The organism is Embleya sp. NPDC005575 (genome assembly GCF_040605455.1).
GTDB lineage: Bacteria > Actinomycetota > Actinomycetes > Streptomycetales > Streptomycetaceae > Embleya.
In genome coordinates, this window is the sequence record NZ_JBEXCV010000063.1 from 1 (window position 1) to 24,950 (window position 24,950).

22 protein-coding genes and 2 pseudogenes are annotated in these 24,950 nt (G+C 70.6%); 5 read left to right on the top strand and 19 right to left on the bottom strand.

Features of this window, described 5'->3' with window-relative positions:
* Positions 1-127: 127 nt before the first annotated feature.
* A complete protein-coding gene (locus ABZS54_RS21710) occupies positions 128-1,441 on the bottom strand; it encodes a sugar ABC transporter substrate-binding protein (protein ID WP_355538337.1) in 1,314 nt (437 codons plus the stop codon).
* Between the two features lie 384 nt (positions 1,442-1,825).
* Complete coding sequence (locus ABZS54_RS21715) at positions 1,826-2,137, bottom strand: L-rhamnose mutarotase (RefSeq protein ID WP_355538340.1); 312 nt, start codon at positions 2,135-2,137, stop codon at positions 1,826-1,828.
* 202 nt (positions 2,138-2,339) lie between these two features.
* Between ABZS54_RS21715 and ABZS54_RS21720 the strand changes: the two genes are divergently transcribed.
* Positions 2,340-3,194 (top strand): amidohydrolase family protein, encoded by an 855-nt coding sequence (locus ABZS54_RS21720; RefSeq protein ID WP_355538343.1) that lies wholly within the window; start codon positions 2,340-2,342, stop codon positions 3,192-3,194.
* Positions 3,195-3,522: 328 nt separating this feature from the next.
* Here ABZS54_RS21720 and ABZS54_RS21725 read toward each other — a convergent pair.
* Positions 3,523-3,971, bottom strand: a pseudogene (locus ABZS54_RS21725) (HNH endonuclease family protein); the annotation flags it as partial.
* On the opposite strand from ABZS54_RS21725, the gene ABZS54_RS21730 reads away from it, so the two are divergent.
* Positions 3,971-4,222 (top strand): hypothetical protein, encoded by a 252-nt coding sequence (locus ABZS54_RS21730; protein WP_355538346.1) that lies wholly within the window; start codon positions 3,971-3,973, stop codon positions 4,220-4,222. The pseudogene ABZS54_RS21725 and the gene ABZS54_RS21730 sit on opposite strands and share 1 nt — an antisense overlap.
* A 198-nt stretch (positions 4,223-4,420) precedes the next feature.
* On the opposite strand, the gene ABZS54_RS21735 is transcribed toward ABZS54_RS21730, so the two are convergent.
* The 3 genes from ABZS54_RS21735 to ABZS54_RS21745 all read right to left on the bottom strand — a co-directional run bounded on the left by ABZS54_RS21735 (position 4,421) and on the right by ABZS54_RS21745 (position 7,504).
* Positions 4,421-4,621 carry a hypothetical protein gene (locus ABZS54_RS21735; RefSeq protein WP_355538349.1) on the bottom strand — a complete coding sequence of 67 codons (201 nt, stop codon included), beginning with the start codon at positions 4,619-4,621 and terminating at the stop codon, positions 4,421-4,423.
* A gap of 113 nt (positions 4,622-4,734) precedes the next feature.
* On the bottom strand, positions 4,735-6,729 hold the full coding sequence (locus ABZS54_RS21740) for an ABC transporter ATP-binding protein (RefSeq protein WP_355538352.1): 1,995 nt from the start codon (positions 6,727-6,729) through the stop codon (positions 4,735-4,737).
* 325 nt (positions 6,730-7,054) lie between these two features.
* Positions 7,055-7,504: an Lrp/AsnC family transcriptional regulator gene (locus tag ABZS54_RS21745; RefSeq protein WP_355538355.1), complete on the bottom strand. Its 450-nt coding sequence runs from the start codon at positions 7,502-7,504 to the stop codon at positions 7,055-7,057.
* A 280-nt stretch (positions 7,505-7,784) separates the two neighbouring features.
* Between ABZS54_RS21745 and ABZS54_RS21750 the strand changes: the two genes are divergently transcribed.
* Positions 7,785-8,732 (top strand): SMP-30/gluconolactonase/LRE family protein, encoded by a 948-nt coding sequence (locus ABZS54_RS21750; protein ID WP_355538358.1) that lies wholly within the window; start codon positions 7,785-7,787, stop codon positions 8,730-8,732.
* A 94-nt stretch (positions 8,733-8,826) separates the two neighbouring features.
* Here ABZS54_RS21750 and ABZS54_RS21755 read toward each other — a convergent pair whose 3' ends face one another.
* Both ABZS54_RS21755 and ABZS54_RS21760 read right to left on the bottom strand, forming a co-directional pair.
* Positions 8,827-9,498, bottom strand: a complete 672-nt coding sequence (locus ABZS54_RS21755) for an SDR family NAD(P)-dependent oxidoreductase (RefSeq protein ID WP_355538360.1) — start codon at positions 9,496-9,498, stop codon at positions 8,827-8,829.
* 45 nt (positions 9,499-9,543) lie between these two features.
* Positions 9,544-10,389, bottom strand: coding sequence for a M55 family metallopeptidase (locus tag ABZS54_RS21760; RefSeq protein ID WP_355538363.1), 846 nt, complete (start codon positions 10,387-10,389; stop codon positions 9,544-9,546).
* Between the two features lie 216 nt (positions 10,390-10,605).
* Between ABZS54_RS21760 and ABZS54_RS21765 the strand changes: the two genes are divergently transcribed.
* The gene (locus ABZS54_RS21765) at positions 10,606-12,063 is read left to right on the top strand and encodes a serine hydrolase domain-containing protein (RefSeq protein ID WP_355538366.1); all 1,458 of its coding nucleotides are present in this window, start codon (positions 10,606-10,608) and stop codon (positions 12,061-12,063) included.
* Between the two features lie 98 nt (positions 12,064-12,161).
* On the opposite strand, the pseudogene ABZS54_RS21770 reads toward ABZS54_RS21765, so the two are convergent.
* A pseudogene (locus ABZS54_RS21770) lies at positions 12,162-12,302 on the bottom strand (helicase associated domain-containing protein); the annotation flags it as partial.
* Between ABZS54_RS21770 and ABZS54_RS21775 the strand changes: the two are divergent.
* Positions 12,289-13,218, top strand: a complete 930-nt coding sequence (locus tag ABZS54_RS21775; RefSeq protein ID WP_355538369.1) for a hypothetical protein — start codon at positions 12,289-12,291, stop codon at positions 13,216-13,218. The pseudogene ABZS54_RS21770 and the gene ABZS54_RS21775 overlap by 14 nt on opposite strands.
* Here the strand turns inward: ABZS54_RS21775 and ABZS54_RS21780 are convergent.
* From ABZS54_RS21780 to ABZS54_RS21825, 10 genes are all read right to left on the bottom strand, one after another.
* On the bottom strand, positions 13,139-14,413 hold the full coding sequence (locus ABZS54_RS21780) for an MFS transporter (protein ID WP_355538372.1): 1,275 nt from the start codon (positions 14,411-14,413) through the stop codon (positions 13,139-13,141). The genes ABZS54_RS21775 and ABZS54_RS21780 overlap by 80 nt on opposite strands.
* A 4-nt stretch (positions 14,414-14,417) precedes the next feature.
* Positions 14,418-15,752, bottom strand: a complete 1,335-nt coding sequence (locus ABZS54_RS21785; RefSeq protein ID WP_355538375.1) for an ATP-grasp domain-containing protein — start codon at positions 15,750-15,752, stop codon at positions 14,418-14,420.
* Positions 15,749-17,077: a saccharopine dehydrogenase family protein gene (locus ABZS54_RS21790; RefSeq protein WP_355538378.1), complete on the bottom strand. Its 1,329-nt coding sequence runs from the start codon at positions 17,075-17,077 to the stop codon at positions 15,749-15,751. Before ABZS54_RS21790 ends, ABZS54_RS21785 begins: the two co-directional genes overlap by 4 nt.
* Positions 17,070-18,134: a saccharopine dehydrogenase gene (locus ABZS54_RS21795; protein ID WP_355538381.1), complete on the bottom strand. Its 1,065-nt coding sequence runs from the start codon at positions 18,132-18,134 to the stop codon at positions 17,070-17,072. The genes ABZS54_RS21790 and ABZS54_RS21795 overlap by 8 nt, the downstream gene beginning before the upstream one ends.
* Before the next feature lie 66 nt (positions 18,135-18,200).
* Positions 18,201-20,570 carry an iron-containing redox enzyme family protein gene (locus tag ABZS54_RS21800; RefSeq protein WP_355538384.1) on the bottom strand — a complete coding sequence of 790 codons (2,370 nt, stop codon included), beginning with the start codon at positions 20,568-20,570 and terminating at the stop codon, positions 18,201-18,203.
* 31 nt (positions 20,571-20,601) lie between these two features.
* The gene (locus ABZS54_RS21805; protein ID WP_355538387.1) at positions 20,602-21,528 is read right to left on the bottom strand and encodes a 3-oxoacyl-ACP synthase; all 927 of its coding nucleotides are present in this window, start codon (positions 21,526-21,528) and stop codon (positions 20,602-20,604) included.
* Positions 21,525-22,382: an isocitrate lyase/phosphoenolpyruvate mutase family protein gene (locus tag ABZS54_RS21810; RefSeq protein ID WP_355538390.1), complete on the bottom strand. Its 858-nt coding sequence runs from the start codon at positions 22,380-22,382 to the stop codon at positions 21,525-21,527. The genes ABZS54_RS21805 and ABZS54_RS21810 overlap by 4 nt, the downstream gene beginning before the upstream one ends.
* A 61-nt stretch (positions 22,383-22,443) precedes the next feature.
* Positions 22,444-23,238 (bottom strand): alpha/beta fold hydrolase, encoded by a 795-nt coding sequence (locus ABZS54_RS21815; protein ID WP_355538393.1) that lies wholly within the window; start codon positions 23,236-23,238, stop codon positions 22,444-22,446.
* Entirely contained in the window at positions 23,235-24,338 is a 1,104-nt protein-coding gene (locus ABZS54_RS21820) for a C45 family peptidase (RefSeq protein WP_355538396.1), read from the bottom strand. The genes ABZS54_RS21815 and ABZS54_RS21820 overlap by 4 nt, the downstream gene beginning before the upstream one ends.
* Positions 24,335-24,949, bottom strand: coding sequence for a GNAT family protein (locus tag ABZS54_RS21825; protein ID WP_355538399.1), 615 nt, complete (start codon positions 24,947-24,949; stop codon positions 24,335-24,337). The genes ABZS54_RS21820 and ABZS54_RS21825 overlap by 4 nt, the downstream gene beginning before the upstream one ends.
* Position 24,950: the final 1 nt, after the last annotated feature.

Genomic DNA, 24,950 nt, shown 5'->3' on the forward strand with positions numbered 1-24,950 from the left:
CGGCCGGGCCCGGGGCGGTGGTGGTCATGATGGGCGTCCTTGCCGATCGGGGGCGGTGGGGCGGCGTGCCGGCCGGGGGAGGGCGGCGTGTTCCACGCGCGTGCTTGGGGTGCGCCGGGTGCTGCGGCTACTTGCTGTAGCGGCCGCTCGTGAACTCCTCCTGGAGCTTCTTCGCCTCGGAGGAGGGGTCGGATCCCTGGATGACCTTCTTGACCGTGTCGCCGGCGACCACGGTGAAGTCGCTCATGTTGTTGCGCTCGCCGACGGAGGAGTCCACGAGCTGCTGGAGCGCGGTGTAGCCGGTCTTCGCGGTCTCGGTGGACAGCACGTCCGGCGCGAGCGCGAAGTCCTTCTTGCTCGGGAACAGGCCCAGGTCCGCGCCCCATACGGAGACGCCGTCGCCGACGGTCAGGAACTTGAGCAGCTCGGCCGCCTCCTTGGGGTGCTTGGAGTTCTTCGGGACGGCCAGGCCGGTCTCGATGAAGCCGCGCAGCGAGGGGGTCGCGGTCGGGTTCAGCACGGGCAGGGCGGCGGCGCCGACGTCCTTGATGTCGATCTTGTTGGCGCTGCGGTAGCCGGGGGAGAGCATGCCCGCGTCCCAGGTGCCGCCCACGTAGAACGCCGACTTGCCGGACGCGAACAGCTCGGTGGCGCGCGTGCCGGTCAGGTCGAGGGTGTCCTTGCTGAGCGTGCCGTCCTTGTACAGGCTCGCGTAGTCGCGCAGCGCGCCGACGTACGCCTCGTTGTCCCAGCGGCCCTTGCCGTAGCGGATGTCGTTGAACAGCGTGGGTGTGCTCTGCCCGGCCACGGTGAGCGCGACCTCGTCCTGGAACCACGAGTCGCCGGCCATCACGACCGGGATGCTGTCCGGCGCGGTCGCCTTGACCTTGGTGACGGCCTCCTTGAGCTCGGCCATGGTCTTGGGCACGGTGGTGACGCCGGCCCGGTCGAGCATGTCCTTGTTGTAGAACATCGCGGCCGAGCCGAGTCGGCCCATCGGGATGAAGTAGAGCTTGCCGTCCTTGACCAGCTTCCGGCTCTGGTCGAGGGCCTTCGGCGCGAGTTGGCTCAGTACGTCGTCACCGATGCCCAGGTCGGCGATCGGGGTCAGCTTGGCGTGCAACTGCTCGGCCATCGCGGAGGTCTGCACGCCGACCAGGTCGAGCTTCTGACCGCTGTTCAGAGCCAGCGGAAGCTTTTTCTGGTAGTCGGAGTTCGTGCTGAGCTGAAGGTCGACCTTGATGTTCGGGTTCGCGGCCTCGAATGCGGCGATGGTCTTCTTGAGCGTCGCATCGGTCGGAAACCAGGTCGAGTACTTGAGGGTGACCTTGCCGCCGGTCGAGGACGACGAGCCGTCGTTGCCGCATGCCGAGGCCAGCATGGCGAAGGCCGCGACACCCGCCACCGTGGTGGCGAACCGCCGTATCCCTGAGCTCTTCATGGTTCTCCGTAAGTTGTTGGATGGCTCGCGGCTCGGACCGACCCCGTGATCGAGCCGCGCAGGGCACCTTTTGAGGCATCTGCGGAGGGATGTGAGGGTTTGCGGGTCACCCTTCAGGCGATCCCTTGCTGGGCTGGAGCTTATACATCCGATCTCTGGCCGCACAAGGGTTACAGAGCGCTGCGGCCGACTCGATACCTCAGGTCCCATTTCGCGGGCAATCCTGGCCTCGACGGTGCTTACGATTGCGGTTTTGGTGGTGAAATGTGCGATCTCGGATCAAGGGTGGGGTCATTGCTTCCGTACTGACAGTGACAAATACATCGGCTCTTTGTGATGGAGAGGAGTGTGCGTCGCGTTGTGACGTGGAACGGGCCGGTGGCGTCACAGACTCCAGACCAGGGGTAGGGTCGCCTCCTTGCCATCGGCCGAATAGTCGTGCGGTACCGCCGTCAATTCGCCCATGCGGGCCTGCCATTCGATGTTGACCGGCAGGTCGGCGAGGGAGGTGAGCAGTGCGGCGTAGTCGTCGCATTCGAGTACGTGGAACAGGTCCAGGCCGCTGCGCCAGATGTTCCACTCGTGCACGCCGGCCGCCCGGATCGCGGCGATCAGTGCGTCCGGCACCTGGCGGTGGGCCTGTTCGTACTCGCTCTCGCGGCCGGCCGCGAGTCGGGTGTGCAGGGCTACGCGCATGATGTGAACTCCCCGGTGGGTGATGGGTGATGGGTGGTGGGTGGTGATTGACGGTGACCGGTGTCGAGCCTTGACAGTAGGTCGGCCGTCACGCTTCAGTGATCGGATCAATTCTTCGGAGTTGCCTCAGCTTCTTGAGCAACTCGGACTCTAGACAACCCAATGATCCGATGACTACCTCTCATGTACAGGAGATCCGGGCGTGACCGTTTCGGTGCGAGTGGACGCGCATCATCACCTGTGGGACACGGCCGAGCGCGACTACGGGTGGATGGACGGCGCGTGGGCGGACCCGCTGCGCGGCCGGTTCGGACCGCACGAACTCGCGGCGGCCGTCCGGAACCGGGGAGAGGTGGCAACGATCGCCGTCCAGGCGCTCGCCGACGCCGCGGAGAGCGCCGAGTTGCTGGCGATCGCGGCCGATCCGAGCACGCCGGTCGCCGCGGTCGTGGGCTGGGTGGACCTGACCGCCCAGGACGCCGCCGATCACATCGCCGCGCTGCGCGCCGGCCCGGGCGGCGCGCACCTGGTCGGCATCCGGCACCTCGTACAGGACGAGCCGGACCCCCGATGGCTGCTGCGCCCGGATGTGGGCCGCTCGCTGGCCGCGCTGACCCGTGCGGGTCTGGTGTACGACCTCCTGGTCAAGCCGCCGCAACTGGCCGCCGCGGGCCGGGTGGCCCAAGAGCATCCGGAACAGTCCTTCGTGCTCGACCACATCGGCAAGCCCGAGATCGACGCCGACGGTTGGGAGCCGTGGGCCGAGGCGATCCGTGACATCGGCGCGCTGCCCAACGTCACGGTCAAACTGTCCGGCGTCGTCACCGAAGCCGATTGGCAGGACTGGACGTTCGATCGGCTGCTTCCGTACGCGCGCCACGCGCTGCAGACGTTCGGCCCCGAACGCACGATGTTCGGCTCGGACTGGCCGGTTTGCACGCTCGCCGCTTCGTACGACGACGTGCTCTCGCTCGCGGAGCGCACCTGCGCGGACTTGTCGACGGCCGAGCGCGATCGGGTCTTCGGCGGCACCGCTCGTGCGGTGTACGGGTTCTGACGGCCCGTTGGGGAAGCCGCTCCGGGCGGTCGACGTGCGGCAGGCCCAGCCCTTGCGAATCGCCGGTGCGCCGGCCTGGAATCGGCTGTCCGCATCCAACAGGGTGAGCACGTCGCCGACCCGGCGGCAGTAGGTGCGCTGCCGATGCCACGGACCGCGCCCGGCGCGGGCGTTCGCTCAGACGCCGTCACGATCGCTGCCAGTGTCCCGCAGGCGGCAATCATTCGGGCAGGTGCGGCGGGGAGCGGACGGCCCGTGGGCTGGGTGCGGGGCCGTATGGGGGCGTCGGCCGGGGCGACGGCTCGGGTGTGTTCGGTGTGTGGTCGGGTCAGCAGGCGTTGAGGATCGTGGTGAGCGCGCTCTTCTCGGTGGAGTCGATGGTGAGCGCGTAGTCGTGCTTGACCTGGACCCAGGCGCGGGCGTAAGTGCAGCGGTAGGACGCCTGCGGGAGCCACTCGGCGGGATCCCGGTCGCCCTTGGAACGGTTGGACGAGGCCGAGACGGCGATGAGTTGGGGTCGGTCACGTCGTTGGCGAAGGCGCGACGTCGGGTCGTGGTCCACGCCCAGGCGCCGGATGCCCAGGCTTCGGACAGCGGTACGAGGTGGTCGATGTCGAACGTCGACGGATTCGTGGTCACCACGTTGTCGTAGGCGCTGGTCCAAGTGCCGGAGGTCGCGGTACACGCGCTGTTCGTGGTCACGCCGGCGCCGTCGCGCTCGAGGATCCATTCGCGGGTGTCACAGGTCCCGGAGATGGTGATCCAGGTCGGGAACAGTGCGGTTCGGTGTCCTCGGCTACGCGGCCTACACGTCGGCCGTGGCCGGCGGCCGAGAGCCGTCCGCGCTCGTGGACGTGTTGGAGTTCACCGTCCGCGCCCTGACGACCGGCCTGGAACTGGGCCACGCCGAACCGGACACCCTCATCGAGGCGGCGAAGACACTGGCCGACCGCTACGACGAAAGCAACCGCCCCGACGACGCGGCGGCCGTCAGACGAGCGGCCGAGGGCATGGCCGAGCTGGACTGACCCGGTTTCCGCGGCGTCGCGTACCCCCGCAGGCAGCGGTCGTGCGGCCGAACCGCCGCCGGACCGCGCGGCGTTCGTATCGCGTTGCACGCCCGACGCCGTCATCCCGCCCCGCTCCGGGTGGCCCGCCGCACCCCGCTCGGGAGTTGGAGCGTGGTGCGGCTTTGTCGGCGTCGGCGTTGTGGTCGGCGGGTTCGTTCAGAGAGGGGTCACTTCGGTGTCGGTCACCGATACGTTGACCGAGCGAGTGCCGCCGAGAAGGCCCGGGAGGGTGAAGGCCACGTCGAGGCGTTTGTCGAATCGGTGGCCGACGACTACGCCCAGGGTTCCCGCCGGGACCGACTGGGCGAGGGCACCACCGAGGTCTTGGACGGCTTTGACCTTCGTTCCGATCTCCACAGTGGGCCTTCCCTGTCACTGGTGGGGTAGGGGTCTCGTGCTCCCGGCCCCGATGCCGGGCCTCGTGCCGGATGGGGTGGGCGGTTGGGCCTGCCAGCGGGTGGTGCGCTCGGTCACGGCCGGCCGTGCGATTCGGTGCCGCGGTCCTGTTGCAGGCGCCACAGTTCGGCGAACAACCCGTCCGTGTCGGACAGGAGTTCCTCGAACGCACCGCGTTGGACGACACGTCCCGATTCCATGACGACGATCTCGTCGGCCACCGCCACATTGGCCAGACGATGGGTGACCAGGACCACGGCGCTTTCCCGGGCGATGCCGCGCAGCCCGGCGAAGATCCGGTGCTCGGCCCGGGGATCGAGGGCGGAGGTGGGTTCGTCCAGGCAGATCAGGCCGGGTTCCGCGTACAGGGCGCGGGCGATGCCGAAGCGCTGCCACTGACCCACGGACGGATCGATGCCGCCCCACCACTCCCGGGCCAGGAGCGTGGCGAGGCCGCGGGGGAGCCCGGCGATGACGTCGTCCGCGCCGGAGGCCGCCGCCGCGCGATCGAGGGCTTCGGCGTCGTCGGCGCGGGGTTGGCCGAGGTTGATGTTCAGGCGGGCGGACAGCGGCCAACGGGCGATTTCCTGCGGGACGTACCCGAGGTGGGCCCAGGCGGCGTGCGGGTCGAGGTCCGCGATGTCGTTCCCGTCCCAGGTGATGCGGCCCGCGTGCGGCAGGTAGAGGCCGCACAGGAGGCGCGAGAGCGTGGACTTGCCGGAGCCGTTTTCGCCGACCAGGGCCAGGATCCGGCCCTTGCGCACCTCCAGGTCGACGCCGTCCACGGCAGCGGTCGCCTTGCCCGGATAGTTGTATGTGACGTTCTCCGCGCGTACGACGACCGGCGATTTCGGCGTGCGAGTGCCCCGCTTCATGCCGTGGCCGCCTGCTTCGTCGAGGAAGCGGGCCCAGTCGTCGAGGTAGAGGCCGACGCTGTACAACCGGCTGCCCGAGACCACCAGACCGCCCAGTGCCGTTCCGACGGTGCGCAGCGCGATGACGGCGGTGCCCGCGGCGGCCACCGACATCCGGCCGGTGGACAACAGGTAGGCGAGCGCGGCCCACACCAGGCTCGCGGCCAGGCCGCCCATGGCGGCACCGATCAGGCCGATCTTCGCGGTGGTCCAGGCACCGGCCTGGGTGACGCGTTGCACGCGCTCGGCGGCGATCGAGTACCGGTTCAGCAGGTACGGCGCCATCGTGCAGGCGCGCACCTGGTCGGCCCAGCGTTGGTCGGAGATGTGCCACCGCAGCATGTTGAGCAGCCGCCGCTCGTCCTGGGTGCGGAGCGTGGTCAGGTATTCGACCCTGGCCCCGCGTACCGCGGCGACTCCGCGGGGGAGGGCACCGAGCAGGAGGAGGGGGAGCAGCACCGGGTGCAGGATGGTGAGGACGGACGCGGCGGCGATCAGGGAGGCGCAGGCGGCGAGTACGTCCTGCGATTGCGGCATCAGGCCGCGCATCGACTGCAGGCCGCGATCGGCCGCATCCCACCGGTCCTGATAGCCGGGGTGGTTGTAGGCGGCCAACTCGGCCCGGGAGGCGGCCTGGAGGAGGAGCCATTCGGATTCGCGAGTCAGGCGAGGGGTGACCCGTGCGGACAGGCCGACGACGGCGATGCCCAGCACGGCGCGCACGCCGACCGCCGAGGCGAGCAGGACGATCGAGGGCAGCGCCTCGCGCAGCCGGTCGGCGACGTTGCCGGCGGAGATCAGCGCGGTGATCGTGCCCGTCGTCGCGAGCAGGCCGCCGGCTTCCAGGAGACCGGCGAGGGCCTGGCACACCAACAGCGCGATCAGCGCGCCCGGGTCGGCCCGCCAGGCCAGGCGCATCGCGCGCATGATCAGTCGGGGCAGGCGGGCCGCCATCGCCCGGGTGGTGATCCTGGTCAGCGCGACCTGGGTGTCGCGTCCGGGCGGTGCGAACCGCGGTTCCTGGTCCGCCGGTTCGTCGGCGCTCGGGGTGTCCGGCGCGGGCGGTCGATCGGTGCCGCTCTGGTGCGGAATGCCGGTCGACCCGGGTTTCGAGTGTGCCGAGGAGGGGTCTCCTCCGGTGGCTTTCGTGGTCATCGCGGTGCCTCCTGAACGTGCGGGCGAGATCGCCTGCGGGAGTGTCCGCTCATGCTTCTGGCGTGTGCCCGGCCCCGGCAGAGCGCACGGATGTGCGAGCAAGGCGCGGGGGTGACGAAGGCGCCCGGACCGGACGCTCCACCAACCGAGTCGCTGCCGGGCGTGATCGGACAGCCTCACGGAAGGGCCGTGCGGGGTCCGGGATTTCGTCGGCGCCGCCGCAGTGCGCCGGGCGCACGCGGGCGGCGCACGAGACCGGCTCCATCTCCGCGAACAGCGGCGTCGCGGACGGTTGCCCGGGCACGGGCGGTGCCCGGCGGTCGGATCAGCCCGCGGTGCCGCCGGTGGGGATCGTCCGCTCGAAGAAGGTTTCGAGCACGACCGTCGCCTGCGTGCTGCTGACCCCCTCGATCGCGTGGATGCGGCGCAGCACATCCTGCATCGCCTCGGTGGACGTGGTGCGGACCTTGAGCAGCACCGAGGCCGTTCCGGCGATCACATGCGCCTCCTGGATCTCCGTGACGGCCGTGAAGGCCGGTCCGGAGTCACCCATCCAGGCCACCGAGTCGACGGTGACGAAGGCCAGGACGTCCAGGCCCACCGCGGCCGGGTCCACGTCGACGACGGTACGGCGGATGACACCGCTCGCCCGCAGCTTGCGTACCCGCTCGTGCGCGGCACCGGCGGATAGCCCCACCTCTCTGCCGAGCTCGGCATAAGTACGGCCGGCGTCCCGCTGGAGCAGCGCGAGCAGGTCCCGATCGATGTCGTCCAAGGGGTTCCTCCGTAGTCGCGCCGATCGAGGCGGCTCGATGGTAGCGAGCCGTCCCGGACGCCCCGCGACCGAGTACGCCCGCGGCGCCGCCGACCTGCCGGGCCCCGGCCGGTCCGCTGCGCAACGGATCCGCCGGACGCCGGCCGAGCACTCGTCCGTGCCTCCGCACCCCCTGCGGCACGAGATGAAGTTCGATGACACCTTGACTTCGCCGAATCATATTCTGTATTCATGCAGAGAAGAAAGATGATGTTCGGTAGCCACGAGGAGTCGCGAGACGATGCCCGACGCCCGCACCCCGATCTACGACGTGATCGACGAACGTTTCCGCACCGAGCGCTGCATTTTCGGTGACGACCGGCTGGAGGCCCTCTACACCGGCGGCCGCTGGTCGGAGGGGCCGCTCTACTTCCCGGCGGGACGCTTCCTCATCTGGAGCGACATCCCCAACGACCGCATGCTGCGCTGGGACGAGACCAACGGCGTCGTCAGCGTCTTCCGCTCGCCTGCCGGACACCCCAACGGCAACACCCTCGACGGACAGGGTCGCCTGGTCACCTGCGAACAGGGCAACCGGCGCGTCACCCGCACCGAACACGACGGCTCCGTCACCGTGTTGGCCGACCGATTCGGGGGCAAGCGGCTGAACAGTCCCAATGACGCCGTCGTGCACTCGGACGGCTCGATCTACTTTTCCGACCCGGACTTCGGCATCACCACCGACTACGAGGGACACCGAGCGCAGAGCGAGATCGGGGCGACCAACGTCTATCGCATCGACCCGGTCACTGCCGAAGTACGCCTGGTGGCCGACGGGTTCGCCGGACCGAACGGGTTGGTGCTGTCCGGGGACGAACAGCGGCTCTACGTCTCGGACACCCGGGCCAACCACGTCCGGGTGTTCGACGTTCGCCCGGACGGGACCCTCTCGGACGGCGCGGTCTTCGTCGAATGTCGCCCGGGCGAAGGCCGGTTCGACAACATCCGCTTCGACGACCGGGGCCGCCTGTGGGTCGCCGCGATGGCCGATGGCGTGCACTGCTACGACCCCGACGGCACCCTCCTCGGCCGCATCCGCACTCCCGAACCCGTCGCCAACATCACTTTCGGCGGCCCCAAACTCAATCGCATGTTCCTCACCGCCAACAACGCGCTGTACTCGCTGATCATGGCCGTCACGGGCACTCCACGACTGCCCGGTCGCCGACCCGATCGGCGCGCGAGCTGATCACCCGCGACCTCGCCGGGAGATCGTCCGGGCGCGGCGTCGGGCCGCGCCCGTGGCAAACGCTGCGGGCGCCGCCGACGCCTTCCGAGTCGGTCTACCAGGGAAGCGTGCCCTCGGCGTCGAAATAGCCCCCCGTGGGGCCGTCGGGACCCACCCGCGCCATGCGCACGATGATCTCGGCGCCCTCCTCGACGGTCTGGATGCCGGTGTTGTCGTTCAAGTCGGTCCTGGTGAAGCCGGGTTCCACCGCGTTGATCCGCATGTCGGGGAACGCCTTGGCGAACTGCACGGTGATCATGTTGACTGCGGCCTTCGACGCCGGATAGGCCACGCTCGGGTAGTCGTACGCCGGTGTGCCCGAGGTGGCGACCCGGGCCAACGAGGCCAGGCCGCTGCTGACGTTGACCACGACGGGGGAGGCCGAACGCCGCAGCAGCGGGAGGAACGCGTGGGTGACGCGCACCGTGCCGAAGACGTTCGTCTCGAAAGTGCGCCGCATCACGTCCGCGGTCACCTCCGCGGCGCCGACGACCCTGCCGTCGGTCATCTCCGCCTGCACGCCCGCATTGTTGACCAGTACGTCCAGCCCTCCCTCGGCCTCGACCACCCGCACCGCGGCGGCCACGGACGCGTCGTCGGTGATGTCCAGGCGTACCGCCCGCGCGCCCAGTCGCCCGGCGGCCAGGCGCCCGCGTTCGGCGTCCCGGCTGCCGATGTAGACGGTGTGGCCCGCGGCGACGAGGCGGCGGGCACACCCGATGCGCACGACCGGCTCGGAGCGCGCCGAGGATGCGTCCCGCGTCCCGCTTTGCTAGCGGACGGCCAGCATCGGGAGCCGTGAGCGGGCGGAGTGCCCGGCGATGGTGGCCCAGATGTTCACCAGGTCGATCACCCCGTTCGCGTCGGGCGCCTCGCAGCGTACGGTCAGTTGGTCCACGCGCTCCGCGCCCGGCGTCGACGCCGCGATCTCGGCGGCCAGCGGGATCTGGAACCCGACCTCGAAGACGAACTTCTCCGGCAGTTCCAACGGCTCCACGGTCGCGGCCTTCTCCACGGCCGCAGCCGCGCCGGCCCGGATCAGGTCCTGGGCCGTGGACGGGTGCACGCTGTTCGCCGCGTGCACGCCCTCGGCGGTCTTGACCGGGACGGTGATCACGCCCGGGAACGCCGCGGCCGTCGCCGCACAGACCTCGTTGTCGCCGGTCACCAGCCCGATCGGGACGCCGTGCTGGGCCGCGAGCAGTCCGTTGACCTCGGCCTCGGTCACGGGCCGGTTGTTCAGCCGCACCGCCCCGAAGTCGGACGAGAAGGTGTGCGCGAGCACGCCCGGTGCCCCGGCCGCCGCGTGGTAGCCGATGAACAGCGCCACCCCGTGGTTCTCGCCCAGGCCACTCGCCATGCACTGGGCCTTGGGGCTGCCCTGGATCACCCGGGCCCGCCGGTCCAGGTCACGCGCGAGCAGGTTGTCCATCGTGCCGTGGCTGTCGTTGATCAGGACGTTGTCCGCGCCCGCCGCGAACGCGCCCTCGATGGCCGCGTTCGCCTCGCCGGTCATCATCTCCTGCGCATTGCGATAGCCGCCGCCCCCGCGCACGATCTGGTCGATGGTGGCGATGCCCGCGATGCCTTCCATGTCGATCGAGATGTATACGTCCATCGGGTTCTCCCGTTCGTTGCGCCCTGCTTCGGCCGGCCCGCGGGGGTGTGCGACGCCCCGCCGAGCATCACGCACATCACCCCGTGCGGGCGTTGGCGATTCGTACAGGTTCGCTGTCGGTTCTTCGTCGCGGGCGACGAGCCGAGGTTCTCGGGTGCTGCCTACCGTGAGCGCTCACCGCGGCGCTCCCGCCGCCGACCCAGGAGGTGCTCGTCCATGGCACGATCCGCCCAGCCCCCGGCCGCCACGCCGTCGTCCGGCCGCCCGGATCTGTCGAGTTCGACCGCGTCCCTGCCGACGCCCGAATACCTCGAGGCCAGGCTCGCCGAACTGGCCGAGAAGGCGGGCATACCCGGCGCGAGCATCGCGGTCCGCCTGGGCGATCGCACCGTGGCCGCGGCGGTCGGCGTGCTCGACGTCGAGACCGGCTATCCCGCGACGACCGACTCGCTGTTCCAGATCGGCTCGATCACCAAGGTGTGGACCACCACCCTGGTGATGCAACTCGTCGACGAGGGTCTGCTCGACCTGGACGTCCCCGTCCGCACCTACCTCCCCGACTTCCGACTGGTCGACGAGGACGCGGCCGCACGGGTGACGATCCGTCATCTGCTGTGCCACACCGGCGGCTTCGAGGGCGAGCTGTACGACGACCACGGCCCCGGACACGATGCCCTGGAGCGCCTGGAAGCGAGCCTGGCGACCGCCGGCAAGCCACTGTTCCCGCCGGGCGAGACGTTCTCGTACAGCAACAGCGGATTCGACCTGCTCGGCCGCGTCGTCGAGGTGCTGACCGGACGTACCTGGGAAGTGGCCCTGCGCGAACGCGTGTTCACGCCGCTGGGACTCACCGAGGTGGCCAACGACGCGGGCGAGTCGATCCTGCACCGCACGGCGATCGGCCACCTGGGCGGACCCGACGGGCCGGTCAAGGCGCCCATCCACCACATGTCCCGCGCCGGCGGCCCTTCCGGGGGCATGCTCGCCGCGAGCGCGCGGGACCTGCTGGAGTTCGCCGCCGCGCACATCCGCCGCGGGCTGCTCCCGGACGGCACGCGCCTGCTGTCGGAGGAGTCCGCGCGAGCGATGTGCGAACCGCAGGTCGAGGTCGTCGGGGACGGCCGACTCGGCGGGTCGTGGGGTCTGGGCTGGAACCTGTACGACTGGCCCGGCGAGCCCGTCATCGGCCACGACGGCGGCACGATCGGCCACGGTGCGATGCTGCGCGTGGTGCCCTCCCGCGAGTTCTCGGTCGCGCTGTTGACCAACGGCGGCGGGCTGTACGTCGCCTTCGACCTGGTCCGCGAACTGCTCGCCACCGTCGGCGGCGTCGAGGTCCCCGACCTGCCCGCGCCGCCCGCCGAACCGGTGTCGATCGACGTGGGCTACGTGGTCGGCTGCTACGCGTCGCCGGCCATGCGGATCGACATCGCCGAGACCGAGGACGGCCTGACCTTCACCGCGCGCCCCACCGGGGCCATCGCCGAACTGGTCGGTGACGAGGCCGCCACCAGCCGGGTCGTGCCGTTGGACGAGCGCACCCTCATCACCGCCGAACCCGAGGGCGGGCGACACCCCTCGTACGTGTTCCTCGGTGACGGCGAGCAGGCCGAATTCCTGCACATGGGGCGGGCGTTGCGCCGGGTCAGGGAAGCCGCGACCCCCGCCGCATGAGGGGGCGCCGGCGCGGCGCAGCCCATGCGCCCGTCGGCGTCTCGGACCGCTACGTCCATCCAACGGGCCGGGTTCTTGCGGGAGTCCAGGGGCCTGCGGCAGTTGGCGAGGAATTGCCCGACGGGATAATTGTTGACGGCGGCGGTCTTGGGCGCCGCGAGGTGGCCGTGGACGGCGAAGTACGCCCGGCACATCGCGAGTCCGTCCTCGAACGCGGTGTCGTCGGTGTTCCAGACCATGCCCAGCGCCTCTAGCAGCTCGATCCGGCGCAGCGTGATCGCGCCCGCGGCCCAGGCCCGACGCTGTTCGCTTGATCCACTGTCCGATCGGGAAACCGGTGCCGGTCTCGGGGTCGTAGTCGATGGCCTCCAGCGGGACGCGCAGATCTCCGTGGACGGCGTGCCGGCGGCGGGCCGCCAGGTAGCCGCGGCGCCAGTCGCGGCGCTCGGGGTCGATCACCCGCAGGTTGACGAAGTCGGCGAAGAGGGCGGGATCGCGCTCGGTCATGAACCGCACGAGGAAGCGTTCCTCGGCGTCCCGGTCGGCCGCGCGCTCGTCCCCGTCCGGGTACTCCCGGTCGTCTCGGTCCTCGGTGTCCACGCGCGCCTCGTGACTCATTGCCGGCTCGGGTCCGGAGTTTCCGGTGTCCTCGCCCGGGGTGTCGTCGTCGCGGGCCGGGCCGGCGTCGGGGGACAGGAGCCGAACGCCGCTGCCGCTGGGCGCGGGCGTGGCGAGCATGTCCAGGACGTGGCTGTCGTGCGCGGCCAACGCGTGCAGGACGCGCACCAGGAAGTGGTACGAGTCGGACACGAGCATGTCGTCCGGCTGCTCGCCGGCGGCCAGGAAGACCGGCACGATGATGGTCGCCAGGCGGCCCTCGTGCGGCTCCTGGCGCAGGACCCGGCCGATCGCCTGGACGATTTCGATCACGCTGAGCTTGGGGTCCATGAACGCGACCGCGTCGGCGCGCAGGTCGACGCCCTCGGCGAGCACACGCACGTTGGAGAGCACCGCCCGCCGGGTCGTCGTCTCCCGGTCGGCATCCATCGCGTAGTCGGCCGACGGCGCTCCGGGATTACCGGCTCGGCTTCGGTGCCGGTCGATCCCGTACGGAGAGCAGCACCAGCACGATGGACAGCACCGATCCGGCCGTGAGTACCGGCCACACCTGATGGCCGAGGCGGATGAACAGCCACCCGCCCACGACCGGGCCGACCGCCGCGCCCAGGCTCCAGGCGAAGTGGAAGCCGCCGATGTAGTGGCCCTTGAGGTGCGCGGGCCCGGCGACCACCGGATAGGCCGTGGTCGCCGGGCCGCCGAGGATCTCGCCGACGGACCAGATCAGTGTGCCGAGCAGGATGACCGCCGGGCCGAGCGGCAGCCCGTACACGCCGACGCCGATGCCGACCAGGACGAGCGCCCACGCGATCGTCAACCGTTGTGACCACGCCTGCGCGTACTTGGTGACCAGCAATTCGAACGAGATGACGATGAAGCCGTTCAGCGATACCGCGAGTGTGTACCAGAAGATCGCCACGCCGCTGTCCCGCACGTCCAGCGGCAGCGTGGAGAGGTACTGCACGTAGACGACGCCGAAGAAGAAGATCGCCACCAGGTAGAGCATGTAGCGCCGATCGCGCAGCATCGCCCGGTAGCCGGCCCGCCCGGTCTTGGCCTTCCCGTCCGCGTCCTCCTCCGCCACCGGTTCGGCCCCCGCAGCCGCGCCGTCGGCGGCCCGTGCCGGCAGGGTCAGCCACGCGAGGGTCGCGTAGAAGAGCGAGATCAGCGCCTCGACCCAGAACACCAGGGCGTAGCTCTTGGCGGCCAGGTTGTAGAGCGCGAAGCCGAACAGCGGCGCGACGGTGGTGCCCAGGTTCAGGCCGAAGCGGTACATCGCGAAGATCATCACCTGGCGATTCGCCGGGGTGAGATCGGACAGCAGCGTCGCCGACGCCGGGCGATACAGCTGCCCGGCCAGGCTCACCAGGGCCACGGCGACCAGGATCAGGCCGAACGAGGGCAGATAGAGGATGGCGGCCAACGGCACGCTCGCCCCCACCATGCTCAGCACGCTCGCGTTGCGCGCGCCGAGCCGGATCGACAGCGCCCCGCCCAGCAGCACCCCGACGATGGCGCCGCCGCCGTACACGCCCAGCGCGAACGCCGCCTGTCCGGCGGAGTAGCCCCGGGAGGTCAGGAAGAGCACCAGGAAGATATTCAGGAACGCGCCGAGGCGGTTCACGAACGCACCCGCGAGAAGCGTCTTCGCCGGGAGCGGAGCATGTCGGAACGTGGCCAGCACGGCGGCCCGTTCGCTCGGGTGGGTCTCTCCTTGGACGACGTCGGTCATGGTGTCAGCCGGTGACGACGCGGATGGCGCCGCGGACCCGCTGCTCCAGGGCGTCGAGTCCGTCGGGCGTGGGCGCGTCGATGAAGAAGGTGACCGAGCGATCGTCGGAACTGGAGAGCGGCACCAGCGAGCTGCCGCGCGCCTGGAGGACGAGCACCGCGCGCAACGTCGGTTCGTCGCCCGGTCCGCCGGGCTTGATGTCCGGCCAGACACCACTGTCGCCGATCCACTCCGGCCGTACGCCCGGCCAGTCCAGGAGGACGTCCTCCAGGATCCCGGGCGCGTGTTCGAGGTAGACCTGCCGGGTGTACCGGCGCGCCGGTGGGTAGTCGGCCGGTTCGCCGAGCGCGATGCGCAGGATCTCCGGTTCCAGCGGGCGTCCGGTGGCCAGTTGATAGAGCGTCAGCAACCCGTCGCCGGGGGTGCGCGCGGCCACCTCCATCAGGCGAGGGCGACCGTCCGCGCCGACCCGCCACTCCGAGTGAGTGATCCCGTTCTCGAACGCGAGGGCGTCGAGCAGTCGACGGTTGGCCGCCAGCAGCCCCTCCCGCAGGTCCTCTCGGACACCGGGCACGCTGTGTGCCATCTCCACGAAGGTATGCGCGTGGCTGTCGGTGGTGACCTTGTCGGTGACCGACGCGAAGATCACCCGGCCCTGCTGAACCAGGCTCTCCACGGAGAATTCGGGGCCGATCACCTTCTCCTCGACCAGGACGACCTCGTGGTCGGGATACGCCGACAGCCTGCGGCGCAGCGCGGCCACGTCCTCGACCGTCTCGACGCCGGAACTGGAGGCGCGCGAGGCGGGCTTGACCACGACGGGGAAACGCATCGCGGCCAGGTCGACGCTCTCGCGCTCACCCGCCGGGACGGTCAGCGAGGCCGGGCTCAGGTCGGGGGCGTACCAGCGCTGGAGGTACTTGCTGCGGCAGGCCCGGCTGGCCCGTAAACCGGGGGAGCGCACGCCGAGTCCGTCGGCGAGCAGGCCGGTCGGCTCGGCGAGATAGTCCCCCACGGCATAGGCGCCGGCGATGGCGTACCGCTCGCGCCAGACCGCGGTGCGGGCCACCGCGCCCGCGACGAAGGCACCCTGGACGGTGAAGTCGCCGGTGACGTAGGCGATTTCGGTGATCTGCGACGCCGGGTTCGAGGTGTCGGCCATCGCCGCGGTCGCCTGCTCCCGGTAGGACTCCGCAGTGATCACCAGGATCTTCAACCCGCGCCCGGAGAGTTCGGTCAGGTACAGCGGATTGCGGCGGATCACCGGGAAGGAGCCGGTCAGGATGAATGCCTCGGGCCGGCCGTCGGGAATCCGCGCATCGAGTCGGGCGTCGGTCATGCTTGGGTGTCCTCCTGCGTCGGCACCTGATCGGGGTGCGTTGCCGTGTGCTTTCGCGTTGTGCCGGCTCGCGACGCTCCGGCGTCTGTCGGCTCGGCGTGCGTCGGCTCGTCCCGTGTCGCCTCGGCAGGCGTCGCCCGGTCCTGCGTCGCCTGGTCCCGGTTCGGCGCGGAGCGCGTCGTCTCGGCGAAGCGGTAGTCGACGCCGTTCGCGCTCAGGAACGCCAGCCACCGGCGGGCGTCCTCGGCGTCCTCGGCGGCCTGGCGCAGCCCGGCGGGCGCCCGCCCGTCGAGAATCTCGGAGACTCCGTACGCCAGGGGCAGCGACACACAGCGCGCCATCGCGCTCTCGGTTGCCTCGCCGATCGCGTCGAGGACGTATTCCCCGCGCCAGGAGCGGCCGTTCGCGCCTCGGACGTCGAGCGCCACGGCGAGGATCACCCGGTCGCGGTCGGCGTCCGTGGTCGGGTGGCGGGCGGCGAGTTCGTCGGCGAGCGCGGTGATATGGGCGCCATCGCCGGTGCGCAGCGTGCCGAAGACGTCCTCCCACGCCCGCAGCCAGCCGTCCAAGCGCAGGGTGCCCCGGACGAACACACGCGCTTGCCACGCGTCGGGCAGGGCGTACTGGGTGAGGTAGGGGACGCTGTCGCGGTTCGGGTAGACCTCGAACGTCTCGCCGTTCAGCACGTGCGGGCGGGTGGCCGTCCACGGCAGCGCGACGGTGCGCTCCGCTCCCTCGTCGATGTATCGGGCCGGGGCGAGCAGCGCGCCCAGCACCCCGCGCGGCGCCCAGCTGAACCGGTAGCGGAACTCGTTGGGCACGGCGGGGACTCCACCGCAGTACGAGGTGAACTCCACCATGGCCGGTCCGTCGCCGACCACTTCGCGGCCCCTGGCCACCAGCAGGTCGGCGAACAGGTGGTCGATGCCCGGGTCGAGGCCGGCCTCGGTCAGCACCACCAGGCCGGCCGCGGCCGCGGCCGGCACCTCGGCCAGGATCGCCTCGGAGACGTAACTGCTGCACGCGAAGTGCGCGTTGCGCTCGATGCACAACCGCAAGAGCGCCACGTGCTCGGTCGCGGGCAGCATCGACACGACGATGTCGCCGGTGTGCAGTTCCTCGGCCAGTCGTGCCCGATCGTACGTGCGTGCGCCGGCCCGATCGCACAGGCCCAAACGAGCCAGGCATTGTTCGGCCTTGGCCTCGGTGCGGCCCCACACCAGCACGCGTGGTGCCCGTTCGGCCAGCACGCGCAGTCCGCTGCCGGAGGACAGGCCGGTGCCGATCCAGTGCACGGTCTTGCCGGCGGGTATCGCGTCAGACATGGGTGCTCTCCGTTTCCAGGCCGTTCGCTTCGCATGCCTCACGGAAGACCCGCAGGCAGCGCTGCCACGGCAACCCGGGTTCCGCCAAGGTGAGCAGATGGGGCGTCAACTCGGCCGAGAAGGCGACGCCGGCCTCCTCGGGCAGCAGCGACGGCAGGTTGTCGATGGCGATGATCCCCAGGGGGGCGCCGACGTCGGTCGACAGGCGTACCGGATCGTGCCATTCGGTGATCCGGTCGTAGATGGGCAGGACGTTGTTCCGCGAGGTGACGTCGCACGTGACGTCCGCGATCAGGGACAGTCGGCGAGGCCCCTGGCGCAGCAGGTCGGTGGTCACGAACGGGGGCGTCGGGGCGGTCACCAGGACGGTGTTGACGAGGATGTCGTGATCGAGCAGCGCCGCGTGGTCGAGCGAGGCGGTCTCGGCGACGTCCCAGCAGGTCGGCTCGATCCCGGCGATCGCCAGTGCGTCCCGGGCCCCGCGTCCGCATCGGCCGAGGGCGCCGACGACCAGGACCTTCGCCGGTGTGCGGGTGGCGGACGCGCGCAACTCCCGGTCCAGGGCCGGCTTCGCCAGCGGACGCAGCGGGCGGGCGAGGCGGCCCCGATGCTGCAGCACCGCGAGCGCGGCACCCACGTATCCGGCCCAGTAGCCGAAGGCGGCGAGCCGGCGCCCGTCCGCGTCGGTGAGGTACTCCAGGTCGAGCAGCGCACCGCCGCCGGCGGCGAACCGGCCCAGCAGCGCCGCAGCGTCGCGCTGGCCCTTGTACGCGTGACCGAAGTACACATGCCGATGCACCAACTCCGCCGGTTCGTGCGGTAGTTCCTTCAGGCCGACGATGAAGTCGGTCGCCGGGGCGTCGCGCCAACCGCCCGCCTCGGCGGCGATGCAGCCGGCGTCGAGGTAGTCCGCGATCGGGAAGGCCCGCTGCGGGGAGTGCTCGACGGTCAGCGCGACGCCGCTTCGGACCAGGAGCGCGGCGTCGGCCGGCACGATCGGAGCCCGCCGCTCGCTCTCGCGCACTTCGTGTCGCATCGTGATCCTGAGGTCGGCCATCGGTCTCCTGGGATCGGCCATGTGGTGCCCTCCGCTTGCCGGTTCGAGATTGCGCGTGCGCCGGGCTCAGATGACCAGCTCGGCCATCGTGTCGTCGTCGGAGTCGTCGGAGTCGACGGAGTCGTCGGAGCCGTCGGAGTCGTCGGAGTCGCTGGAGCCGCTGGAGCCGCTGGAGCCGTCGGATTCGGCGGCGGATATCCGCTTCAGCATCGGCTGTTCGAGGAAGTACGCGAACGACGCGTAGCCCCGCCAGATTCGGTGCCACTGCGCTGCCACCGCCGCCTCGCCCACGGTGCGCCGCACCCGGTCGAGGTAGCCGACGATGATGTCGGCGGCCTGTTTGGCGTGTCCGGCGGAGAAGTTGTCGATGGTCAGGTGCGCCTGCTCGTAGCAGTCGTCGATACCGTGATGGCGCAGCTTCTGTAGCTCGTGCAGCCGCATCTCGCCGGAGCCGAACATCTCGATCGCGAGGTTGTAGCCGAGGATCTCGTTGTGGAACCGATCCGGGAACAGGCACATGCACAGCTGTTGGATGGCGAACCCGTAGAGGTCGTCCGGAAGTTCGTTCTGTTCGATGAACGCCTCGTCGCGAATGTGCGGCAGTTCGAGACCCACGCTGGCCAGGACCCGGTGGGTCAGCGTGATGTGGTTCTTGCGCAGGTCGCCGTTGCCCATCTCGTCCGCGTAGATCGCGAACAACATGTCGTCGCTCTCCCGCTCGTCGCGGCCGAGATTGCCGAGCCGGTGCAGCCAGGCGCCGTCGATCAGATAGGTGAGGTAGTACGTGGATTGCCGGAAGATCACCTCGTCGCGGTCCGGGATCTCGCGCAGCGGCTCGTACGGATCGACCAGCTTCTCCCAGTAGACCCGCTCCGCCCGCTCGTACAGCGCCTGGGCGCTGTAGTCGAACCAGGTCGCGTCGGTGTATCTGCCGCCGGCGCCGTGCACGAAGAGGATCTCCGCATCCTCGAAGCAGCGTTGCGCCCGCTCGGCCGCCATCGGAAGGGTGTTGGCGAAGTTCTCGATGTTGACCAGGCGATGGAACAACTCGCGATGATCGCGTGGTTCGGCCTCGGCGAGCACCACGTCGGCGGGCGCACTGCGCGCGATGGCGGCCTGCCGGCGGCCGGCCGGCCCGTCCCCGGCGGTGTTGGACCCGATCTCGATCGCCGGCCGCTCGCCCGCCTGTACGCTCACCGCCCAGGCCCGGAAGGTCGCCGCCTCCCGCTCGTCGAAGATTCCGAACATCGGCCCGCCGAATCGCATCGCGTCGACGAGCCGGCAACTGCCGTCGCCGGGCCCGCGCAGGTACGGCGATTCGCGGAGATCGCCCAGGAACCGGACCGGGTCGATCCGGGCGGCGCCGAAGACCTCGGACAGCAGTTCGCCACCGACCCGGACGCCGCCGTGCTGTCGGCCGGCCAGTGGCGCGTGTCGCGCGATGATCTGTGCGACCCGGGCTTCGAGTGTGAGCCCGGCGTACCAGGCGCCGAGTTCGGCGAGCATCGCGATGTGCTCGCGCTCCAGGTCGAGTGTCAGACGCACGGCCGCGTACAACCGGCGCCGAGCCGCGGGGCCGGCGAGCGCCAGGTGTTCGGCCAGGGTCTCGCGCAGCACCGGTTCGGACAGCAGCGGCGGGGTGCCGGTCAGCAGGTCGTCGGTGCCCAGTGCCTGGAAGGTGTAGTGCACGCCCGAGACCTCGGGCAGGAAGTTGGCCGGCAGCCGGGACAGGGCCAGGTAGAAGCAGCCGTGCAGCGCGGTGAGCGGGCGGGCCCGGGCCTGGTCCAGGAAGTCGGCGGCGGCGATCTCCGGCAGGTGGATTCCGGCCTGTTCCAGTGCGCGGCGCCGCAGCCGCGCCTGCCCCTGCCGGGCGTTGCCGGTGCCGCGCAGGGTCAGGTGCTGGGCGAAGAGCCGGTTGACCACGATCGAGGGTTGGGTCGCCGGTTGCGAGACGGTGTCCAGCCAACACCCGGCCGGCATGGCCAGCGGGGCCCGTTGGCGCAGGACGGCTTCGCGCGGTTCCGGATCGAGGTGGGTCAGCGCGTCGATCGTCGCGGCCGATTCTGCGCGGGCCCGGCGTACTCGGGCGGCGATCGCATCGGCGTCCGCCTCCGCCTCCGCCTCGGCTTCCGCGTCGCCGGGCGTGTCCGCCGGGACGCCCATCGCGCCGCCCATCGCGCCGCCCGTCGCGCCGCCCGCCGGGCCGAGGAAGGCCTCGATGACGCGTCGCGCGATCAGCAGGGTCGACTCCGACTCCTGGTCGCGTAAGAGCCGCCGGTACAACTCGTCCGGCTCCGCGAGCACGGCCGCCGCCGCCTCGTCCCAGGCGGCGCGGCCGAACTCGAAGGATCGGTGCGGCAGCGCGTCGACGGTGTCCGGAAGCACGAAGGGGACGAAGGCGCGACCGCGGTCCGGGGTGTTCGGTGCGGTGGTCATGCGGGATCTCCTGCTCGGGTGTCGTCCGGTGTCATGCGCGGGCCCGGCGCAGCAGCACTCCGATCCGTTGACCGGGGACGCCGGCGGCCAGCATGTAGTGGCGGTCGGGTTCCACATGCCCCGCCGCGGCCCGGTCGACCAGGTTGATCAACGGGTCGGCGGCGAAGCAGTGCCCGATCCGGGTGATGTTGTCCAGGTGGAGCTGGGCCGGGGTGAAACCGGCCTGCCGCTCCTTCATCACGACCACGGGTTTGAAGATGTTCGCGTGCATCAGGCCCGCGACATCGCCGAGTTTCATGCCCGCAGGGGTGAGCAGGCGGTCGTTCACCGTGCGGGCGAGATCCGAACTGATCTCGTTGGCGTGGGCCAGCGAGCCGCGGTCCTGGGCGCTTGCGCACGCGAGGATTCGGTAGCCGCCCTCGATCTCGCCCTCGGCCGCGACCAGGCAACTCGCCGCCCCGTCGCTGAACAGCGCGTAGCCGGCCACCCGGTCGTCCTCGTGCGCGGCACGGTCGGTGGTGACCACCAGCACCCGTCGGTAGCGACCGGCGTCGACGAACGCGGTCGCCGTGTCGAGCGCGGCCAGCAGGTTCACGCAGCGGTTCAGGTTCTGTCCGTAGAACGGGATGTCGCCCAGACCCGTCTCGGTGAGGAAGGTCTCCATGAAGCTGCCGTGACCCTCCGGGGGCCCGGGAATCCGAGTGGAGCACAGCACGACCGCGTCCACCTCGGACGGGTCGGTCGCCGCGGCCCGCATGGTCGCGATCGCGCTCTCGGCCGCCAGCGCCTCCAGGCTGCGCTCGGTCCGGCGGACGTTGCCCCACCCCCACAGGTCGGGTGCCGGCGCCATCCGTAACTCCTCGGCGCGCGCGCTCAGATTGGCGATTCCGGTGTGGTGGACCTCGTTCTCGCCCAGGACGTAGCCGGGCCCGTGCAGATACGCCGCGGATGTGCTCACGAGCGCTCGCCCGTCGCCGGCTCGGACATCAGCGCGTTCAGTTCGCCGTAGGGCACGGCCTGCTCGGCGAAGGCGAACGTCCCGTGCTCGTGGACCTCGCGGGCCGCCCGCAGGAAGCCGCCGATCGCGGCTCGGGCGAACGCCGAGCCGAGGCTGATCCGCCGGGCCCCGCACGCCGACAACTCGGCGACCGACAGCGCCGGGCCGACCCCCGCGAGCACGTTCACCGGCTTGTCGAGCGTCGAACACACCGTGCGGATCGCCTCGACATCGGGCAGGCACGGCGCGTACAGGACGTCGGCGCCCGCCGTCTGGTACGCCTGAAGGCGCGCGACGGTGTCCTTGAGATCGTCCCGGCCGTACAGGAAGTTCTCGGCCCGCGCGGTCAGTGTGAACGGGAACGGCAGTGCCCTGGCCGCGGCCACGGCGGCGGCGACCCGTTCCACCGCGACCTCCACCGGCAGGATCGGATCCCGGGGATCGCCGGTGGCGTCCTCGATGGAGGCGCCGACGAGACCGGCCTCCGCTGCCAGTTCGATCGTGCGGGCGATCTCCTCGTCGGATGTGCCGTAGCAGCTCTCCAGGTCGGCGCTGACCGCCGCCGGCGTCGCGGCCACGATCGAGCGCGCGTTGTCCAGCGCCTGCTCGCGAGCCAGCAGGTTCACGCCGTCCGAGCGGCCGAGTGAGAAGGCCAGGCCGGCGCTGGTGGTCGCGAGCGCGGTGAAGCCGAGCTGCGACAACAGGCGGGCGCTGCCCGCGTCCCACGCGTTCGCCACGACGAACGCCCGATCGCCCTCGTGTGCCTTCCTGAAGGAGACGCCCCGTCGATACTGGTCTGCCGGGTCGAGCCGCATTGCCATTCCTTCCGATTCGATGCCGTCGGATCGCTTCCGGATCGTTTTCAGTGGTGCGGTACTAGATCACTTCGATGTGCTGGTCGGCCCGAACGCCGGCCAGCAGCAGGTCGATCACCGCGGACGGGCCCTTGTCGCGAAAGTGGAAGTGGCCGCCGTCGACCCAGTGGCACGCGGGCGGTGTCGCGCATTCCCGGTTCCACAGCGCCAACTTGTCCGCGTCCAGGTAGGCGTCGTCCCGGCCGGCGATCAGGGTGACGCCAACGGTCAGTGGAGGCGCCGGACGGTATCGGTATCCGGCGGCCATGCGAAAGTCCGCGATCACGCCGGGCAGCAGCAGGTCCAGCAGATCCTCGTGGGCCAGCACCTCGGGCGGGAGGCCCTCGAAGAATTGCAGCGCCTCGGCGAACTCCCGGCCCTCCAGCGCGGCGAGATCGCACACCCGTTGCGAGGGTGCCAGCGAGGGGGCCGAGACGCCGGAGACGAACAGCCGGCGCAGCGCGGGCAGATCCCGCAGCCGGCGTGCGGTCTCGAACGCGACGAGACTGCCCAGGCTGTGCCCGAACAGGTAGACCGGCCGTGCGTGCTCGGCTCCGCCGTCCCGGGCCACGATCGCGGCTGCCGCGCCCCGGGCGAACTCGGCCAGTGTGGGTCGCGGTTCGCGGGCCCGGTGGGCTCGACCGGGCGGGCACACCGCGACCAGCGCGGCCTCGTCGCCCAACTCGTCCTGCCAGGCCAGAAACGAGCGGGAGTCGCCGCCCGCGTGCGCGAAGCAGTAGATGCGCGGGACGTGCGCGGCGGCGTCGGTGCGTGAGACGAACCAGCCGGTGTCGTCCGCGGATACGGATACGCTCACGTCGTTGCCTCCGCCGGCTTCGGCACCGGAATCGTCCCGGGGGCGCGCAGCGTGAAGGAGTGTGTGCGGTTGTGCGCCGGATCGCCCGGGCGTACGTGCAACTCGCCCAGGTCCGGCCGCATCACGACGGCGGCCACCGTGCGCTCCCGGCGGATGTCGCCGTTGCCCTGGACTCGGATCGGCGCCGTCGACAGCAGTGCGAAGTGCTCCTCGACCCCGGCATCGGCCGGCAGCGCGGCCACACGCGTGGTGCAGGTGTCCAGCCGCTGCCGGGAGAAATTGCGTGCGAAGACGTTGAGTTCGTCGTGGGCGAGGAAATCGGGGTGCAGGAAGTGATTGGTGTGCACGCTCACCTCGGCCTCGGTGACCCGCTGTTGGTCCCCGAGGATCTCCACCCAGGCCGTCTTGCGGGAATCGCACAGCACCAGGTTGCGTGAACTCGCGGGCCTGAGGCCGCCCAGGATCCGCACCGCCTCGTCGACGTCGGCGGCGCTGTCCAATAGGTGCCGGATGGCGAGATAGGGCGGCAGACCCGGGCGCCACTCGCCGCCCAGCACCAGGTTGAGGCCCACCGCGAGACCGTCGCTGTTGACGCCGAGGTAGCCCAGGAGCCCGCCGAAGCCGAGCACGAGCACCCGGCGCGGCGAACCGGACCGGGCGATGTGCAGCACGCAGATTTGATCGTCGAGATCCCCGTTGAGGTCGACGGTCTGGGCCAGCACCGGGCCGGCGGCGCCGCGTCGGGCGTACGTCGTACAGTCACCCATGGTCGGTATTCGATGATATCCCATGATTTCCCGCCGCAGCTGCAACAACAACGCCTCGTCGGCGCTCAGCCCCGCACCCTCGGCCAGGCCGTGCAACTCCTGTGCCAGCAAGGGCGTCTGGGTCTCGATCTCGGCCCGGTAGGCGTCCAGCGTGGGGCGCAGCGCGGCCAACGACACCGGGCCCGACACGATCCGGTCCAGTCGGGTGAGCCCGTCGTCGAGGAAGCCGCGCAGGCTCTCGGCCCGCGCGACGCCGTGCTGCCGGCCGCATGCGAAGGCGTCGCCGCAAACCCGTACGAACGGCACGTGCGGCGTGTCGGCGTCCGTGGTCATCCGGTCCCCTCCGGCCGGGTCACCTTGGCCCGGGAGAGCAGCTGCTCGCGGATCGAGGGCCATTCGGCGCGCAGCACGCTGTAGTAGATCGCGTCGCGGCGCCGACCACCGGGCATCGGGTTGAAGCTGCGCAGCACGCCCTCCTCGGTGGCGCCGATGTTGCGCAGTCCGGCGCGGGCCTGGAGGTTGAGCACGTCGGTCTTGAACTCCACCCGCTCCGCCCCCAGTTGTTCGAACGCATGAGCCAACATGAGGAACTTCGCCCAGCGGTTGATGCCTTGACCGCGGAACTCGGCGCCCAGCCAGGACCAGCCGATCTCCAGGCGCCCGGCCGGCTCGACGATGGCGCAGAAGCTCATGCTGCCCGCCGAGCGGTCCGTGCGCTTGTCGATCACGTTGTAGACGACCCGCAGGCCGGCGGCCTGGTCGGCCAGCGCCGCATCGAAGAACGCGTCGAACTCGGCGTCCGTCGCGATGATCTGCACGAAGTAGCGCCAGATCTCCAGGTCCATCGCCTGCTTGCGCAGCCCCTCGCGGTCCTGTGGCGCGATCGGCCGCAGCAGGACGTGCTCGTTCTCCAGCGTCGTCGACGCGGTCTCCACCCAGCCCATC

What these genes read in the sequence shown, in the direction of transcription:
- ABZS54_RS21820 (WP_355538396.1), bottom strand. Translation starts at nt 24,338, where the DNA reads ATGACCACGGACGCCGACACGCCGCACGTGCCGTTCGTACGGGTTTGC.
- ABZS54_RS21800 (WP_355538384.1), bottom strand. Translation starts at nt 20,570, where the DNA reads ATGACCACCGCACCGAACACCCCGGACCGCGGTCGCGCCTTCGTCCCC.
- ABZS54_RS21710 (WP_355538337.1), bottom strand. Translation starts at nt 1,441, where the DNA reads ATGAAGAGCTCAGGGATACGGCGGTTCGCCACCACGGTGGCGGGTGTC.
- ABZS54_RS21810 (WP_355538390.1), bottom strand. Translation starts at nt 22,382, where the DNA reads ATGCGGCTCGACCCGGCAGACCAGTATCGACGGGGCGTCTCCTTCAGG.
- ABZS54_RS21790 (WP_355538378.1), bottom strand. Translation starts at nt 17,077, where the DNA reads ATGTCTGACGCGATACCCGCCGGCAAGACCGTGCACTGGATCGGCACC.
- ABZS54_RS21715 (WP_355538340.1), bottom strand. Translation starts at nt 2,137, where the DNA reads ATGCGCGTAGCCCTGCACACCCGACTCGCGGCCGGCCGCGAGAGCGAG.
- ABZS54_RS21765 (WP_355538366.1), top strand. Translation starts at nt 10,606, where the DNA reads ATGGCACGATCCGCCCAGCCCCCGGCCGCCACGCCGTCGTCCGGCCGC.
- ABZS54_RS21740 (WP_355538352.1), bottom strand. Translation starts at nt 6,729, where the DNA reads ATGACCACGAAAGCCACCGGAGGAGACCCCTCCTCGGCACACTCGAAA.
- ABZS54_RS21750 (WP_355538358.1), top strand. Translation starts at nt 7,785, where the DNA reads ATGCCCGACGCCCGCACCCCGATCTACGACGTGATCGACGAACGTTTC.
- ABZS54_RS21795 (WP_355538381.1), bottom strand. Translation starts at nt 18,134, where the DNA reads ATGGCCGACCTCAGGATCACGATGCGACACGAAGTGCGCGAGAGCGAG.
- ABZS54_RS21825 (WP_355538399.1), bottom strand. Translation starts at nt 24,949, where the DNA reads ATGGGCTGGGTGGAGACCGCGTCGACGACGCTGGAGAACGAGCACGTC.
- ABZS54_RS21785 (WP_355538375.1), bottom strand. Translation starts at nt 15,752, where the DNA reads ATGACCGACGCCCGACTCGATGCGCGGATTCCCGACGGCCGGCCCGAG.
- ABZS54_RS21760 (WP_355538363.1), bottom strand. Translation starts at nt 10,389, where the DNA reads ATGGACGTATACATCTCGATCGACATGGAAGGCATCGCGGGCATCGCC.
- ABZS54_RS21780 (WP_355538372.1), bottom strand. Translation starts at nt 14,413, where the DNA reads ATGACCGACGTCGTCCAAGGAGAGACCCACCCGAGCGAACGGGCCGCC.